This window comes from Sphingopyxis sp. YF1, from assembly GCF_022701295.1.
GTDB lineage: Bacteria > Pseudomonadota > Alphaproteobacteria > Sphingomonadales > Sphingomonadaceae > Sphingopyxis.
In genome coordinates, this window is sequence record NZ_CP033204.1 from 900,845 (window position 1) to 913,232 (window position 12,388).

The 12,388-nt window shown below is 67.1% G+C and carries 16 protein-coding genes; 7 read left to right on the forward strand and 9 right to left on the reverse strand.

The annotated features are described in order from the left end of the window. Positions 1–142: 142 nt before the first annotated feature. Positions 143–325 carry a CsbD family protein gene (locus EAO27_RS04380; RefSeq protein WP_242777480.1) on the forward strand — a complete coding sequence of 61 codons (183 nt, stop codon included), beginning with the start codon at positions 143–145 and terminating at the stop codon, positions 323–325. A gap of 107 nt (positions 326–432) precedes the next feature. Here the strand turns inward: EAO27_RS04380 and EAO27_RS04385 are convergent, their stop codons facing one another. Next, positions 433–1,338: a hydrogen peroxide-inducible genes activator gene (locus tag EAO27_RS04385; protein WP_242777482.1), complete on the reverse strand. Its 906-nt coding sequence runs from the start codon at positions 1,336–1,338 to the stop codon at positions 433–435. Positions 1,339–1,474: 136 nt separating this feature from the next. On the opposite strand from EAO27_RS04385, the gene EAO27_RS04390 reads away from it, so the two are divergent. Then, positions 1,475–1,942 (forward strand): EF-hand domain-containing protein, encoded by a 468-nt coding sequence (locus EAO27_RS04390; RefSeq protein WP_242777484.1) that lies wholly within the window; start codon positions 1,475–1,477, stop codon positions 1,940–1,942. A 143-nt stretch (positions 1,943–2,085) separates the two neighbouring features. Here EAO27_RS04390 and trmFO read toward each other — a convergent pair whose 3' ends face one another. Then, positions 2,086–3,438 (reverse strand): methylenetetrahydrofolate--tRNA-(uracil(54)-C(5))-methyltransferase (FADH(2)-oxidizing) TrmFO, encoded by a 1,353-nt coding sequence (trmFO, locus tag EAO27_RS04395; RefSeq protein WP_242777486.1) that lies wholly within the window; start codon positions 3,436–3,438, stop codon positions 2,086–2,088. 58 nt (positions 3,439–3,496) lie between these two features. Between trmFO and EAO27_RS04400 the strand changes: the two genes are divergently transcribed. The 3 genes from EAO27_RS04400 (at position 3,497) to EAO27_RS04410 (ending at position 5,974) form a co-directional block, all read left to right on the forward strand. Continuing rightward, positions 3,497–4,483, forward strand: coding sequence for a hypothetical protein (locus tag EAO27_RS04400; protein ID WP_242777488.1), 987 nt, complete (start codon positions 3,497–3,499; stop codon positions 4,481–4,483). Positions 4,484–4,520: 37 nt separating this feature from the next. Beyond that, positions 4,521–5,171, forward strand: coding sequence for a lysoplasmalogenase (locus EAO27_RS04405; RefSeq protein WP_242777489.1), 651 nt, complete (start codon positions 4,521–4,523; stop codon positions 5,169–5,171). Positions 5,172–5,260: 89 nt separating this feature from the next. Next, positions 5,261–5,974, forward strand: a complete 714-nt coding sequence (locus tag EAO27_RS04410) for an SDR family oxidoreductase (protein WP_242777491.1) — start codon at positions 5,261–5,263, stop codon at positions 5,972–5,974. 22 nt (positions 5,975–5,996) lie between these two features. Here EAO27_RS04410 and EAO27_RS04415 read toward each other — a convergent pair whose 3' ends face one another. The 4 genes from EAO27_RS04415 to EAO27_RS04430 form a co-directional block, all read right to left on the reverse strand. Continuing rightward, complete coding sequence (locus EAO27_RS04415) at positions 5,997–6,848, reverse strand: TauD/TfdA family dioxygenase (RefSeq protein WP_242777493.1); 852 nt, start codon at positions 6,846–6,848, stop codon at positions 5,997–5,999. A gap of 57 nt (positions 6,849–6,905) precedes the next feature. Then, positions 6,906–7,622 carry a DUF899 family protein gene (locus tag EAO27_RS04420; protein WP_242777495.1) on the reverse strand — a complete coding sequence of 239 codons (717 nt, stop codon included), beginning with the start codon at positions 7,620–7,622 and terminating at the stop codon, positions 6,906–6,908. Between the two features lie 104 nt (positions 7,623–7,726). Next, positions 7,727–8,308: a DUF2846 domain-containing protein gene (locus EAO27_RS04425; RefSeq protein ID WP_242777497.1), complete on the reverse strand. Its 582-nt coding sequence runs from the start codon at positions 8,306–8,308 to the stop codon at positions 7,727–7,729. Between the two features lie 13 nt (positions 8,309–8,321). After that, the gene (locus EAO27_RS04430; protein ID WP_242777499.1) at positions 8,322–8,960 is read right to left on the reverse strand and encodes a carbonic anhydrase; all 639 of its coding nucleotides are present in this window, start codon (positions 8,958–8,960) and stop codon (positions 8,322–8,324) included. 62 nt (positions 8,961–9,022) lie between these two features. Here EAO27_RS04430 and lipA point away from each other — a divergent pair, with 62 nt between their 5' ends. Beyond that, a complete protein-coding gene (gene lipA / locus EAO27_RS04435; protein ID WP_242777501.1) occupies positions 9,023–9,955 on the forward strand; it encodes a lipoyl synthase in 933 nt (310 codons plus the stop codon). Between the two features lie 8 nt (positions 9,956–9,963). Further along, positions 9,964–10,419, forward strand: coding sequence for a type II toxin-antitoxin system RatA family toxin (locus tag EAO27_RS04440; RefSeq protein ID WP_242777503.1), 456 nt, complete (start codon positions 9,964–9,966; stop codon positions 10,417–10,419). Positions 10,420–10,471: 52 nt separating this feature from the next. On the opposite strand, the gene EAO27_RS04445 is transcribed toward EAO27_RS04440, so the two are convergent. From EAO27_RS04445 to EAO27_RS04455, 3 genes are all read right to left on the reverse strand, one after another. Beyond that, complete coding sequence (locus EAO27_RS04445) at positions 10,472–11,218, reverse strand: hypothetical protein (RefSeq protein WP_242777505.1); 747 nt, start codon at positions 11,216–11,218, stop codon at positions 10,472–10,474. Positions 11,219–11,303: 85 nt separating this feature from the next. Beyond that, a complete protein-coding gene (locus EAO27_RS04450; protein WP_242777507.1) occupies positions 11,304–11,744 on the reverse strand; it encodes a DUF1330 domain-containing protein in 441 nt (146 codons plus the stop codon). After that, the gene (locus EAO27_RS04455; protein WP_242777509.1) at positions 11,741–12,292 is read right to left on the reverse strand and encodes a GNAT family N-acetyltransferase; all 552 of its coding nucleotides are present in this window, start codon (positions 12,290–12,292) and stop codon (positions 11,741–11,743) included. Before EAO27_RS04455 ends, EAO27_RS04450 begins: the two co-directional genes overlap by 4 nt. Positions 12,293–12,388 lie beyond the last annotated feature (96 nt).

Consider the following 12,388-nt stretch of genomic DNA (forward strand, 5'->3'; position numbering starts at 1 on the left):
TTTCCTGCGCTGCGCCGGTGAACCGCGCCAGCGAACGGCTCGTCCCATGCATCGGAACGGTCGCGCCGCCGCACCGTTGGTTGGAGGAGAGGCGGTCGCGCCTCTGTCTCAAGCCCCAATGCCCCAGCCAAGGAGATGTCCCATGGGTGAATTCACGGAAAAGGCCAAAGGCCTCGCCAACGAAGCCGCCGGCAACGCCAAGCAGGCGATCGGCAAGGCGACCGACAATGAACGGCTGCGCGCCGAAGGCGCGGCACAGGAGCGCAAGGGCGAGGCCCAGAATCTCAAGGGCAAGGTCGCGGGCGCGCTCGGCGACAAGATCTGACACGGCGGTTCGTTTCGTCCCGCACGGAAAAGGCCCCGGAGCGATCCGGGGCCTTTTTCTTGCGGGGCTGGCGAGCTGATGCCGGGGTGCCGGGCTACGGCTTGGGCTCAATTCACCCGGTGCTGACGGAAGATGTCGGCTAGCATCCGGAATTCGTCGGCGCGCGGGCTGCCCTTGCGCCAGACGAGGGCGATCGTGCGCCAGTCGTGCTCCGAATCGAGCGGGCGGGTGTCGATGTCGGTGTGGTCGAGGATGCCCGCTTCGATCGCCATCTGCGGCAGCATGGTGATACCGAGGCCGTTGTCGACCATCTGGACCAGCGTGTGCAGCGACGTCCCCATCATCCGTGCGCCGGCGCGCAGTTCGGGGCGGTTGCACGCAGCGAGCGCGTGATCCTTCAGGCAATGGCCGTCCTCGAGCATCAGCATCTGCGCCGGGTCGATCTGGTCGGCGCTGACCATCGCGGGCAGTTCCTCCGACTGGTCGCCGGGAAAGGCGACGAACAGCGCGTCGTCGAACAGATTCTCGGCCTCGACGTCGCCGCAGGCATAGGGGAGGGCGAGGAGGACGCAGTCGACCGTGCCGTGATGGAGCGACTCGCACGCCTGCGCGCTCGGCTCTTCGCGAAGGAAGAGCTTGAGCGACGGGCGTTCCTTGCGCAGCCGCGGCAGCAGGCCCGGAAGGAGGAAAGGCGCGATCGTCGGGATGACGCTCATGCGGAGCTCGCCGACGAGCGGCGCCGCGGCGGCCGCCGCCATGTCGGCAAGTTCTTCGGCTTCGCGAAGCACGCGGTGAGCCTTGGCAACGATCGCGTCGCCCAGCGCCGTGAAACGCACGACGCGGCGGGTGCGCTCGACGAGCGTCTGGCCGAGCAGCGTTTCGAGTTCGCGTACCCCCGCCGACAGCGTTGACTGGGTGACGTTGCACGCGTCGGCGGCGCGCCCGAAATGGCCATGCTCGTGCAGTGCGACGAGATATTGCATCTGTTTGAGCGTCGGCAGGTAATTGTGCATTGATCGAATATAGCAATTATGGTCGCAAATTTGAACAAGCCGACCGATTATTTGGTGTGTCCGTTCCGGCGGCGACCGGCTTGCCTGCCGCGGTGGCGTCATGATAGCCCTGCCTTTCTGGGCAGGGGGGGCAGATATGGCGCTTTCGCGGTTCCTGATCGGCGGTATCGCCAGCGCGCTGCTGCTCACCGGCGGGGTCTTCCTGTGGAAGGGCTATACGCAGGTCGCCGAGGAAGAGGTCATCCCCGACCCGCCGCCCGACCCCGGGCCGATCCCCGTTGCGGGTGCGGGCGCCCCCCGCCGCGGCGCGCCGCCGCCCGAACTGCCGGCCGCCAGGGAGGCGTCGCGCGAGGAGCGTCGTTTCAACCGCTACGACCGCGACCGCAACGAACGCGTGAGCCGCGTCGAGATGATGTCGACGCGCACCGCCGCCTTTCGCAAACTCGACAAGGACGGCAACAACCTGCTGACGTTCGAGGAATGGGCGGCCGCGACGGGCGAACGCTTTGCGGGGGCGGACCGGGACAAGTCGGGTGACCTCAGCCGGCTCGAGTTCGCTACGACGGCGCCGAAACCGGCGGCGAAACCGAAGTGCAAATGCTGAGGTGATCCTCCCTGTGCTGCAGGCATGGGGAGGTGGCAGCGCGAAGCGCTGACGGAGGGGCGATGTGCTGACATCACCCGGCCCCTCCACCACTCGCTTCGCGAGCGGTCCCCCTCCCCATGGCTTCGCCACAGGGAGAATTTTTAGGCCGAGATGCCCTCTGCGAGCTTGATCCATTCGGCGAGCTTCGTTCCCGCGCGCTGCGTATAGCCCAATTTGCGGTCCTTCTTCCGGACATCCTCGGCCAGCGGCGGGAAGAGGCCGAAATTGACGTTCATCGGCTGGTAGCTCGCGGCGTCGGCGCCGCCGGTGATATGCCCGAGCAGCGCGCCGAGCGCGGTTTCGGGCGGCGGCGGGGGCAGGGTGCGGCCTGCCAGCTCGGCGGCGGCGAAGCGCGCGGCGACGAGCCCGATCGCGGCGCTTTCGACATAACCCTCGCAGCCCGTGATCTGCCCCGCGAAACGGATATGCGGCGCCGATTTGAGGCGCAGCTGGCCGTCGAGCAGTTCGGGCGAACGGATGAAGCTGTTGCGGTGGAGCCCGCCCAGCCGCGCGAACTCGGCCTTTTCGAGTCCCGGAATGGTGCGGAAGAGTTCGACCTGCGCCGCGTGCTTGAGCTTGGTCTGGAAGCCAACCATGTTCCACAGCGTGCCGAGCGCATTGTCCTGGCGCAGCTGGACCACCGCATAGGGCCAGCGGCCGGTGCGCGGATTGTCGAGGCCGACGCCCTTCATGGGGCCGAAGCGCAGCGTTTCGGGGCCGCGTTCGGCCATCACCTCGATCGGCATGCAGCCTTCGAAATAGGGGGTGTCGGTCTCCCAATCCTTGAAGTCGGTCTTTTCGCCGTCGACCAGCCCCTGGACGAAGGCGTGATACTGGTCCTTGTCCATCGGGCAGTTGATATAGTCCTTGCCGTCGCCGATCGGCCCGACCTTGTCCCAGCGGCTCGCCATCCATGCGACGTCCATGTCGATGCTGTCGCGATAGACGATCGGGGCGATCGCGTCGAAGAAGGCGAGCGCGTCCTTGCCGGTGGCGGCGCCGATGCTGTCGGCGAGCCCCGCGGCGGTGAGCGGGCCGGTGGCGACGATCGTCAGTCCCTCGCCGGGCAGCGTATCGACGCGTTCGCGGACGATGGTGATGTTCGGGTGCTCCGACAGCGCCTTGGTCACACCGCCCGAGAAGAGGTCGCGATCGACCGCGAGCGCCGAGCCAGCGGGCACCTTCGTCGCGTCGGCCTCGCGCATGATGATCGAGCCGAGCGCGCGCATCTCGCGGTGGAGCAGGCCGACGGCATTGCTGTCGCCGTCATCGCTGCGAAAGCTGTTCGAGCAGACCATTTCGGCGAGCGTGTCGCCCTGATGCGCCGGGGTCATGTCGCCGCCCCCGCGCATTTCGGACAGGCGCACGCGAAAGCCCGCTTCGGCGAGCTGCCACGCCGCTTCGGAGCCCGCGAGCCCGCCGCCGATGATGTGGATGTCGTATGTCTTCTGCATGATCGCCCCTTGGCCTTTGCATCAGACTGACGCAAGGTGGGGAATGGGGGGAGGGGCAATGATGGGAAATGACAAGGTCACCGGACTGTCCGCGAGCCGTTGGGTTGCGGCGGCGGGTCAGTTGGCGGGAATCTATATTGTGTCGGCAATGGCCACGCTGGTGGTCTTTGTGCTGTTCTGGTCATTCACTTGGCTGATGACGGAAGCGGCGAAATCGTCGAGTCCGATCGTGCAATGGTGTGCGACAGCCATGAACTGGTTGCTCTGGCTGTTTGGCTGGATGACGATCGTCGGAGGATTAGCCCTGATCGCAATGCTGATCGGACACCAGCTTTATCGCTATCGGGTCGACGGTAAAGCGCGCCGGGCGTTCGAGTGGCACAAGCGCCGGATTTTGAAGGTAAATCCGACAATGCGGGCGCTTGCTGTCGATCCGGCCGGCGGTTTGCTTATCGCGATTATTCCCCATGAAGATCGCCCCGCACGAGGCTTGGCACTGCTCGCGACCGGCGACGGCCAGCCCGAGAAAATGTTGCAACCGGCTTTCACCCATGTCGATTTCCTTTGCGAGCCCGTGGACAGGGCGCGCCGCATACGCCGGAATGCCAATTATTGGGTGATGATCCTGATTAATCTGACCAAGCTGAACTGGCTTTCCGGGCCGATCGTGACGGCGTGCGCGCTGCGCGAAACGGTTTGGGTTGAGGAGGATCAGGAGGAGGTCGAAAAGATCGCAAAATGGTTCGAACGACGATTTGCGGGAAATCTGGCCGCCGATGATCCGGCTCCTCAATCCTATCGTGTGATGGCGCTCGACGCGCCGTGTCATGATCCCGAGAGTGGAAAGAGATTTAATCCCGAACTCGTCACGCCAGCGGACACGGACAGCGCGCTTTTTTGGGACATGATTCGCATCGTGATGGGATTCGCGGTTATTCACGGAACCAAGGGATGCTCTTTTCGCGCGCAGACACCGCACATGCGCTGGGGTGATTTCGCGGGCGGTATAGGCGAGGGTGTCGAGATCGGCGGAGCAATAGGCTGAGTAATCTGGCGCGGGCCAGAATGTAGGTGAAGGGCGTATGGCGAGGGCAATCTGGTGGGCGGCGCTGGTGGCAGGGGCGAGCTATTTCATCGCGGTACTGGGGCGATGGGACGGCGACGCGGTTCATATCTGGAAGACCTCGGGCGTCGCGCTGCTCGCACTATGGGCTGCGGCCAATGCGCGCGGGACCGACGGACGGCTGATCGCCGCGGCGCTGGGGTTCGGCGCGCTCGGCGACTGGCTGCTCGATGCGGTCGGCATGCTGCAGGGCGCGGCCGCCTTTGCCACGGGGCACCTGATCGCGATCGCGCTCTATCTGCGCAACCGCCGGCCCAGCCTGTCGGGGTCGCAGAAACTGCTCGTCTTCGGCACGGTGCCGCTCGCGCTCGCCATCGCCTGGGGGCTGACGCGGGCGGCCGAACCGATGCTGATGGGCGCCGCGATCGCCTATACCGGCGGGGTTGCGGTGATGGCGGCGACCGCCTGGGCGAGCCGCTTTCCGCGCTATCGCACCGGAATCGGCGCGATGCTGTTCCTTGCGAGCGACCTGTTCATCTTTGCGGGCGAAGGCGGCACGCTCGCCAAATCGGTGACGATGTGGCTCGTCTGGCCGCTCTATTTCGGTGGGCAGGCGCTGATCGCGTGGGGCGTGGTGAGCACGCTCGCCAGGGCTGACGCGCGGGCCTGATGATCGGAAGCAGGGGCACGGGCCGCGCCGCATGTCTTGTCGCGCTAATGGTTAGTGTGCTAACCATTAGCGCCTCGGGAGGATGAGGCATGGCGGAGCATCTGCGGTTCGAAGCGCTCGCCGGGCAGCGCATCCTCGTCGTCGGCGGCAGTTCGGGCATCGGGTTTGCGGTGGCCGAAGGCGCGGCGCAGCACGGCGCGTCGGTGACCATCACCGGTCGCGATCCGGCAAAGGCGGCCGCGGCGGCTGCAGCGCTGGGGCGAGATGCCGCAGCGGTGACCTTCGAGATGACCGACGAACCCGCGGTCGCCGCCTTTTTCGCGGCGAACCCGCCCTTCGACCATGTCGTGGTGACCGCAGCGCAGCTTCACGGGGGCAGGGTGCGCGACCTGCCGATCGAACTGGCGCGCGCGACCTTCGAGTCCAAATTCTGGGGCCCCTATCTGATCGCGCGCCACGCGCGGATCACCGAGCGCGGTTCGATCGTACTGACATCGGGCGCGGGCGCCCGGCGTCCGCGCGCGGGACGCGCGCCCGTCGCAGCGAGCAGCGCCGCGACCGAGGTGCTGACCAGGGTGCTGGCGAGCGAACTGGCCCCGGTCCGCGTCAATTGCATCTCGCCCGGCCTCGTCGACACGCCGATGCTGCGCGCTGTCCGCGATCCGGCGAGTGCCGCGCCGCAACAGCCGGTGGCGCGGGTCGGCGATCCCGCCGAAATCGCGTTCCAGTTCCTCGCGTGCATGCTCAATCCCTATATGACGGGAAGCGTGATCGATATCGACGGCGGCATGGCGTTGGTGTGACGGAAGGGCGCGGCGCGCGGTGTCAGGCCGACGCCGCGATCGTCGTGCGGTGGAGCAGGCGATCATATCCGTCGTAGCCGCCGGTGGCGCGGTGCAGCACCGAGCGGTTGTCCCACATCACGAGCATGTCGGGTTCCCAGGCATGGGTGTAGCGAAAGGCCTCGCGTCCCTGCCACTCGATCAGTTCGTAGAGGAGGGGCAGCGCTTCGGCATCGTCGAGCTCGTCGAAACCGATGATATAGCCCGCGCAGCCGAACAGGCCCGGACGGCCGGTTTCGGGATGTGCACGCACGAACGGGTGGCGCTGCGTGGCGAGCGCCTCCTCGCCCGGGCTTATGTCCATGCTGCGGCCCCCGGGTCCCTTGGGGTCCTTCGCGCCGTACATGCCCGAGGGGGCGTAACCGCCGCGGGCGCTGTGGATCGCCTGCAACCCTTCGATCCGCGCGCGGAGCTCGGCGGGCATCGCATCGAGCGCGGCGTGCTGGTTCGAAAATTCGGTGTTGCCGCCGACCGGCGGGATGGTGATGCCGAACAGGCAGGTGCCCGCGGGCGGGCGCGCCTGAAAGCTCCAGTCGCTGTGCCAGTTTTCGGCGAAGAGCGGCGCGGTCTCGTCGGCGCGGCGCCGCACCGCGATGACATGGTCGCGACCCGGGATCGGGCGGATGAATGGATCGTCGCCGAACCCGCCGAAATAGCCGGTAAAGCGTTCGAGATCGTCGTCGTTCATCGCCTGCCCGGGAAAGGCGAGGACATGATGGTCGAGCCATGCGGCGCGGATCGCGGCGATTGTTTCGGGAGCGAGCGGCCGCGTCAGATCGACGCCGGTCACGCGCGCGCCGCACGCCTGACCGCTGGGGGTGATGGTGAGCGTCATGCGGCGATGCTGCGCCGTTCGGGGCGCGAGGTCAATCGGGTGCGGCCGTGCCGCGGCTCAGCCGGTCCGCACCCCATAGTCGAGCGACGGATACCAGCCGGTCCCGCGTCCCCCGGGCGTGAGGTCGAGGATCGTCCACAGGCTCGCGACGTCGGGGGCATCGCGCGGGTCCTGTCCCGGGTCGGCCATGTCGCGCGTCATGTCGCTCTTCCAGAACAATCGCACGCCGCCGGCGCCTTTCTGGAACACCGCGAGCGCCGGATTTTCGCTGCCGTCGGGGTTCAGCAGGTGGAAGTCGCGCGCATAGTCGTCGCCGACCGTCTGCACGAAATCGAGCGCGTGCCACCCGCGCTCGCGCGCGAACGCCTGCTGCCGGTCGACCGGGCTGCGCCCGACGACCCGCAGCGCGACGCGCTGCGCAATATCGGCGGCATTGCCGTTCACCGCACCCAGCCAGTTGGTGCACATCGGGCAGGGGCGTTCGCGTTCGGGACCGTACATCCAGAAATAGGCGACGAGCGTATCGTGCGCGCCGAACAGGTCGGCAAGCCCGCCCTCGGTGCCCTCGGCATCGCGGAAGCGATAATCCTTCACCAGCGGGCCGGGTGGCAGCGCACGCCGCTGCGCCGCGACGCGCGCGATCTTGCGGCGAAGGTCGATCTCCTCGGCGAGGAGCGATTTTCGGGCCCTTGCGTAAGCGTCGTCCTCGCCAGGAAAAGCGCGCCGGCGCGACGCGAGCGCCGGGGCGGCCAATAACGGTTGGCGAAGGGCCATTCATGTCTCCTTTTTCGGAGAGCAACTTGCGACCGCCGCCATTGTTGCGTCGCCGTGCCTCGGCTGCTCGCGGGCCTGCCCCGGCCCGTCGCGCGAAGAGCCGTTCAGGCGGTCGCGCCCTCCCACAGGATCAGCTTCGTCGCGTGGACATTCTCGCGCGCCGCGCGGGCGTCGAGCCGCGTCAGCTTCAGGTCGCCCTTGAGCGCGCCCATCTCGATCATCGCATGGATCACCACGACCCCTCCCGCGCCGACGTCGATGTCGAACCCGGCCGGGCGGGCAAGGCTCTTCTTGGCGGTGGTGACGTGGATATGGTGCGCCCCCGGTTCGACGTCGGCCATCAGCATCTGGCCCGATTTGATCTGGCCCTGCAGCGTTTCGTCGAGGGTCACGTCCATTCCCTGCATCGCGGCGACGAAGCCGCGGCGGCAGATGTAGATGCGTGCCTTGCCCGCGGGAGCCTGCATGGCGCGCGCGTCGGCGAGGGTGGCGGCATCGGCCTTCACGCCGCGCTTGTTGCTCGACAGTGCCCAGACACAGACACCGATCAGGAGGATGAGGAGAATGGGTGCGACGATCATCATCACCGTGTCGCCGAGCGCTTCGAAGATCGGCGGGCCGATGAAGGCGCCGAAAAAGGCTGCGATCACGATGATCGTCAGCCACATTGCGTTCTTGCCGCTCATCTCGCTCTCCCTGTCAGGCGGGAGAAAATTCTCCCGTATCGTCGTCCATCACGTGCAGCATCCCGTCCGCGATCGCGAAAAAGGCGCCGCGCAGCTTCAGCGTGCCGCGCTTTTCCTTCTCCTGGATACAGGGGAAGGTGCGCAGATTCGCTATGCTCACGCGCACAGCCGCCATCTCCATCGCGCGCCCCGCGTCGCGATTGTCGAAATCGGGATATTCGGCACGGACCTCGCTGCTCGCGTCGTCGAGCATCGCGATCCAGTCGGCGATGAAGCCGCCGCGCCCCGGTTCGGCGCCGTCCATCGACCGGTGCAGCGCGGCGTGGCAGCCGCCGCACAGCCCGTGGCCCATGACGACGATTTCCTCGACCTTCAGGAACTGCACCGCGAACTCGAGCGCGGCCGAGACGCCGTGCCGCCCGGGCGTCGTCTCGAACGGCGGCACCAGCGCGGCGACGTTGCGGACGACGAAGATCTCGCCGGGATTGGTGTCGAAAATCTGCGACGGTTCGGAGCGGCTGTCCGAACAGGCGATGACCATGACCTTGGGCGATTGCCCCTCGGCAAGCTGCTCCCAGCGTTCGCGCTGTTCCTGCCATCCGCCGCTACGGAAACGGCGGTAACCTTCGATCAGTTCTGCAAAGCGAGTCATGCGCGCGCCTTAGCACAAGATGACCGGTTGAGAAGAGCGTCGCGCGCGCCTATGTGAGCGCGATGAACGCGCCTCTTCCGCCGCCCGCCGAACCCCGCTACCGCTCGCGCAAACCCGACTGGATCCGCGTCAAGGCGCCGACCAGCCCGGGCTATGCCGAAACGCGCAAGCTGATGCGCGAGCTCAACCTCAATACGGTGTGCGAGGAAGCGGCCTGTCCGAACATCGGCGAATGCTGGACCAAGAAGCATGCGACGGTGATGATCCTCGGCGACACCTGCACGCGCGCCTGCGCCTTCTGCAACGTCAAGACGGGCATGCCGCGCGCGGTCGACCCGCTCGAACCCGAACATACGGCGATCGCGGCGGCGAAGATGGGGCTGACGCACATCGTCATCACCTCGGTCGACCGCGACGACCTGCCCGATGGCGGCGCGAGCCAGTTCGTGAAGGTGATCAACGCGCTGCGCCGCGAAACGCCGCAGACGACGATCGAGATCCTGACCCCCGACTTCCGCAACAAGCCCGAAAGCGCGGTCGCGGCGATCGTCGATGCGCGCCCCGACGTCTATAACCACAATCTCGAAACCGTGCCGCGGCTCTATCCGACTATCCGTCCGGGTGCCCGCTATTATGCGTCGCTGCGCCTGCTCGAAAGCGTCAAGCGCCGCGATCCCTCGATCTTCACCAAGTCGGGGGTCATGCTCGGGCTGGGCGAGGAACGCATGGAGGTCCATCAGGTGATGGACGACATGCGCAGCGCCGACATCGATTTCATGACGATGGGCCAGTATCTCCAGCCGACGCCGAAGCATGCCAAGGTGATCGACTTCGTCACCCCGCAGGCGTTCGACGCGTATGCCCAGATCGCACGCGCCAAGGGTTTCCTGCAGGTCGCTTCGTCGCCGCTGACCCGCTCGAGCTATCACGCGGGCGACGATTTCGAGCGGATGCGCGCGGCGCGCGAGGCGCAGCTTGCCCGCGCGGCAGGCTGACGACCGACTTGCCGAGGCACCACGAAAGCCGCGTCCTCCCGTACAGCGCCGAACAGATGTTCGCGCTCGTCACCGACATCGCGCATTATCCCGACTTCCTGCCCTGGGTCGTCGCGCTGCGCATCCGCAGCGACAGCGAGCATGAGGCGGTCGCGGACATGATCGTGGGCTTCAAGGGGCTGCGCGAGAGTTTCTCATGCCGCGTCCACAAGGACCGGCCAAACAGCGTGACGGTCAGCTACATCGACGGGCCGATGCGCCACCTGACCAACGAATGGCATTTCGTTCCGCTCGAAGAGGGCGGGTGCCGCGTCGACTTCATGGTCGACTTCTCGTTCCGCAACCGGATGTTCGAGGCGCTCGCGGGGCAGATGTTCGACAAGGCGCTGCGCAAGATGATCGCCGCTTTCGAAACGCGCGCCGGCGAACTGTACGCGATGGCGTCTCTGCCGCCGCGGGTCTGATCCGGGCATAGAGGCCGCCGCCCGGAGGGGGGGCTGCCGGCCATTCCGGTGTTCAGCGGCCGCCCGATGCCACCAGGTCGACGTCGGTCATGCCGCCGTCGCGGCGCGCCATCACGACATAGGCGAGTTCGCCCTTGGTGCCGCCGAGCATATGCTCGTCGCCGTTGAGCCGGTGGTCGCTCGAATAGCCCGCGCGCACCGCCATGGTGTGATAATAGTCGAGCACTGCCTGCAGCGACGCGGCGGTCTGGAAATTGACGACGCGGATGTTGCACTGGCCGCCCGCGATGCCCGCGGCCTCGCGCAGCGTCGCGCGCGGATAGAGTTTGAAGGCCGGGGGCAGGCGGTTCGCCCAGTCATTGCCATAGGTCAGCTTGCCGTCGCACGCGCCCTTCGCCTGTTCCTTCGCCAGCGCGCCGATGGTCACCGGGCGCTTCGCCTCGCAGCCGTCGCAGCCCGCCTCGAAGGGCAGCGCCCGGGGCGCGGCGAGCAGCTTGCCCGCCTTGAGCGCGGCTTCGGCTTCGGCCGCGGTCGCCGCCTTGGCGCCGGCGATGCCGGGGACGCCGCCATCGACCGGCTTGTTGCCCGGCGTGACGGCATTCTGGTTGGCCTGCCCGGTCAGCTTGGGATCGACCATGATCTTGTCTTCGAGCGAGCTTTTGACCGCCGGATCGGCGTTGGTCAGTCCGTCGTCGAGCGGCGACAGTTCGGCCTTGGCGTTGGGATTGTCACGGCACCCCGCGAGCGGTGCCGCCGCCATCATCAGGCCCGCGACCAGCCATTTTCCGCGCAAGATCATCGCTAACACTCCCTTAACATATCCGCAGGGATGCCCGATCCTGGTTAAAAAGGGGCAAAGAAAGAGCGTTAATCCGCCGCCTTTGTCAGGCGAAACCTGTCCCGTCCTGAGACGCATTCGGCGCGCAGCGGATCAGGCGCGAGGTCTCGACCGCCGCCTGGCGATGCTTCACCGCCTGGCGGTAGGCGGGGTCGGTGACCATGTCCATGAAGGCGCCGCCGGTCGGATATTCGGCGATGAACATCGCGTCCCAGCGTTCGCCGTCGGGGCCGATCACCATCGCCTCCATCGCCGCGCGCCAGACGATGCGGCCGCCGACGCGGCGAAAGGTCGCGGCGCTGTCGCGGCCATAGAGCGCATAGGCTTCGGCGCCGCTCAGCCCCTGGCCCGCGAGCTCGTGATCGTCGGCATAGTCGGCCCTGTCCCTGAAGCGGACGAGGTTGAGCATGTGGATGACGCGGTCGCGCGGCAGCGCCTTGAACGCGTCGAACTGCGCGCGTTCGGGATCGACATGGCGATCGGTCATGCCGCGAACCCCTTGCGGTTGATGCGCCATTGCTCGGCGCTTTGCGTCCATGCCTCGACGGGGGCCTCGTGAAAGGGTTCGGGCAGCCGCGTCGGACCGCTGTTCGTCGCGCCGAGCCGCTTCGCCAGCGCCTGCGAGCGCGTGTTGGCGGGGTCGATCGTGTGGAGCAGGCTCGGCCATTTGAGGAAGTCGACCGCAAAGTCGCACGCCGCGACCACGCCTTCGAAGGCATAGCCCTTGCCCGCAAATCTGGCGCGCACGCCATAACCGATCTCGAGCCCCGGCCAGCCGTCGGGCTCCCACGGGCCGAGCCGGCCGACCCATTCGCCGCTGTCGCGCTCGATCACCGAGAACATCGAGAAGCCGCGGATATGCCATGCGCCGGCGAGCGTGCACCACATCCGCCACGCCTGCGGGCGCGGACAGGTGCCGCCGATGAAGCGCATCGTGTCCTCTTCGGTGCACATGGCCGCGAAGGCGTCGAAATCCTCGGCGGCGGGCGGGCGCAGGATCAGCCGTTCGGTGACGAGCAACGGGCCGTTGAGCATCGCAAATCCCTCCCTTGGCGACAGCGCGACGCTTCTGCGGCATGACGCGCGGCAGGGCAAGCCAAACCGCCGGGGCCGCGTTCGCCCGCGGCCGCC

Excerpts from the sequence above, each read along its gene's own strand:
- EAO27_RS04380 (WP_242777480.1), top strand. The coding sequence starts at position 143 with ATGGGTGAATTCACGGAAAAGGCCAAAGGCCTCGCCAACGAAGCCGCC.
- EAO27_RS04385 (WP_242777482.1), bottom strand. The coding sequence starts at position 1,338 with ATGCACAATTACCTGCCGACGCTCAAACAGATGCAATATCTCGTCGCA.
- EAO27_RS04390 (WP_242777484.1), top strand. The coding sequence starts at position 1,475 with ATGGCGCTTTCGCGGTTCCTGATCGGCGGTATCGCCAGCGCGCTGCTG.
- trmFO (WP_242777486.1), bottom strand. The coding sequence starts at position 3,438 with ATGCAGAAGACATACGACATCCACATCATCGGCGGCGGGCTCGCGGGC.
- EAO27_RS04400 (WP_242777488.1), top strand. The coding sequence starts at position 3,497 with ATGATGGGAAATGACAAGGTCACCGGACTGTCCGCGAGCCGTTGGGTT.
- EAO27_RS04405 (WP_242777489.1), top strand. The coding sequence starts at position 4,521 with ATGGCGAGGGCAATCTGGTGGGCGGCGCTGGTGGCAGGGGCGAGCTAT.
- EAO27_RS04410 (WP_242777491.1), top strand. The coding sequence starts at position 5,261 with ATGGCGGAGCATCTGCGGTTCGAAGCGCTCGCCGGGCAGCGCATCCTC.
- EAO27_RS04415 (WP_242777493.1), bottom strand. The coding sequence starts at position 6,848 with ATGACGCTCACCATCACCCCCAGCGGTCAGGCGTGCGGCGCGCGCGTG.
- EAO27_RS04420 (WP_242777495.1), bottom strand. The coding sequence starts at position 7,622 with ATGGCCCTTCGCCAACCGTTATTGGCCGCCCCGGCGCTCGCGTCGCGC.
- EAO27_RS04425 (WP_242777497.1), bottom strand. The coding sequence starts at position 8,308 with ATGAGCGGCAAGAACGCAATGTGGCTGACGATCATCGTGATCGCAGCC.
- EAO27_RS04430 (WP_242777499.1), bottom strand. The coding sequence starts at position 8,960 with ATGACTCGCTTTGCAGAACTGATCGAAGGTTACCGCCGTTTCCGTAGC.
- lipA (WP_242777501.1), top strand. The coding sequence starts at position 9,023 with ATGAACGCGCCTCTTCCGCCGCCCGCCGAACCCCGCTACCGCTCGCGC.
- EAO27_RS04445 (WP_242777505.1), bottom strand. The coding sequence starts at position 11,218 with ATGATCTTGCGCGGAAAATGGCTGGTCGCGGGCCTGATGATGGCGGCG.
- EAO27_RS04450 (WP_242777507.1), bottom strand. The coding sequence starts at position 11,744 with ATGACCGATCGCCATGTCGATCCCGAACGCGCGCAGTTCGACGCGTTC.
- EAO27_RS04455 (WP_242777509.1), bottom strand. The coding sequence starts at position 12,292 with ATGCTCAACGGCCCGTTGCTCGTCACCGAACGGCTGATCCTGCGCCCG.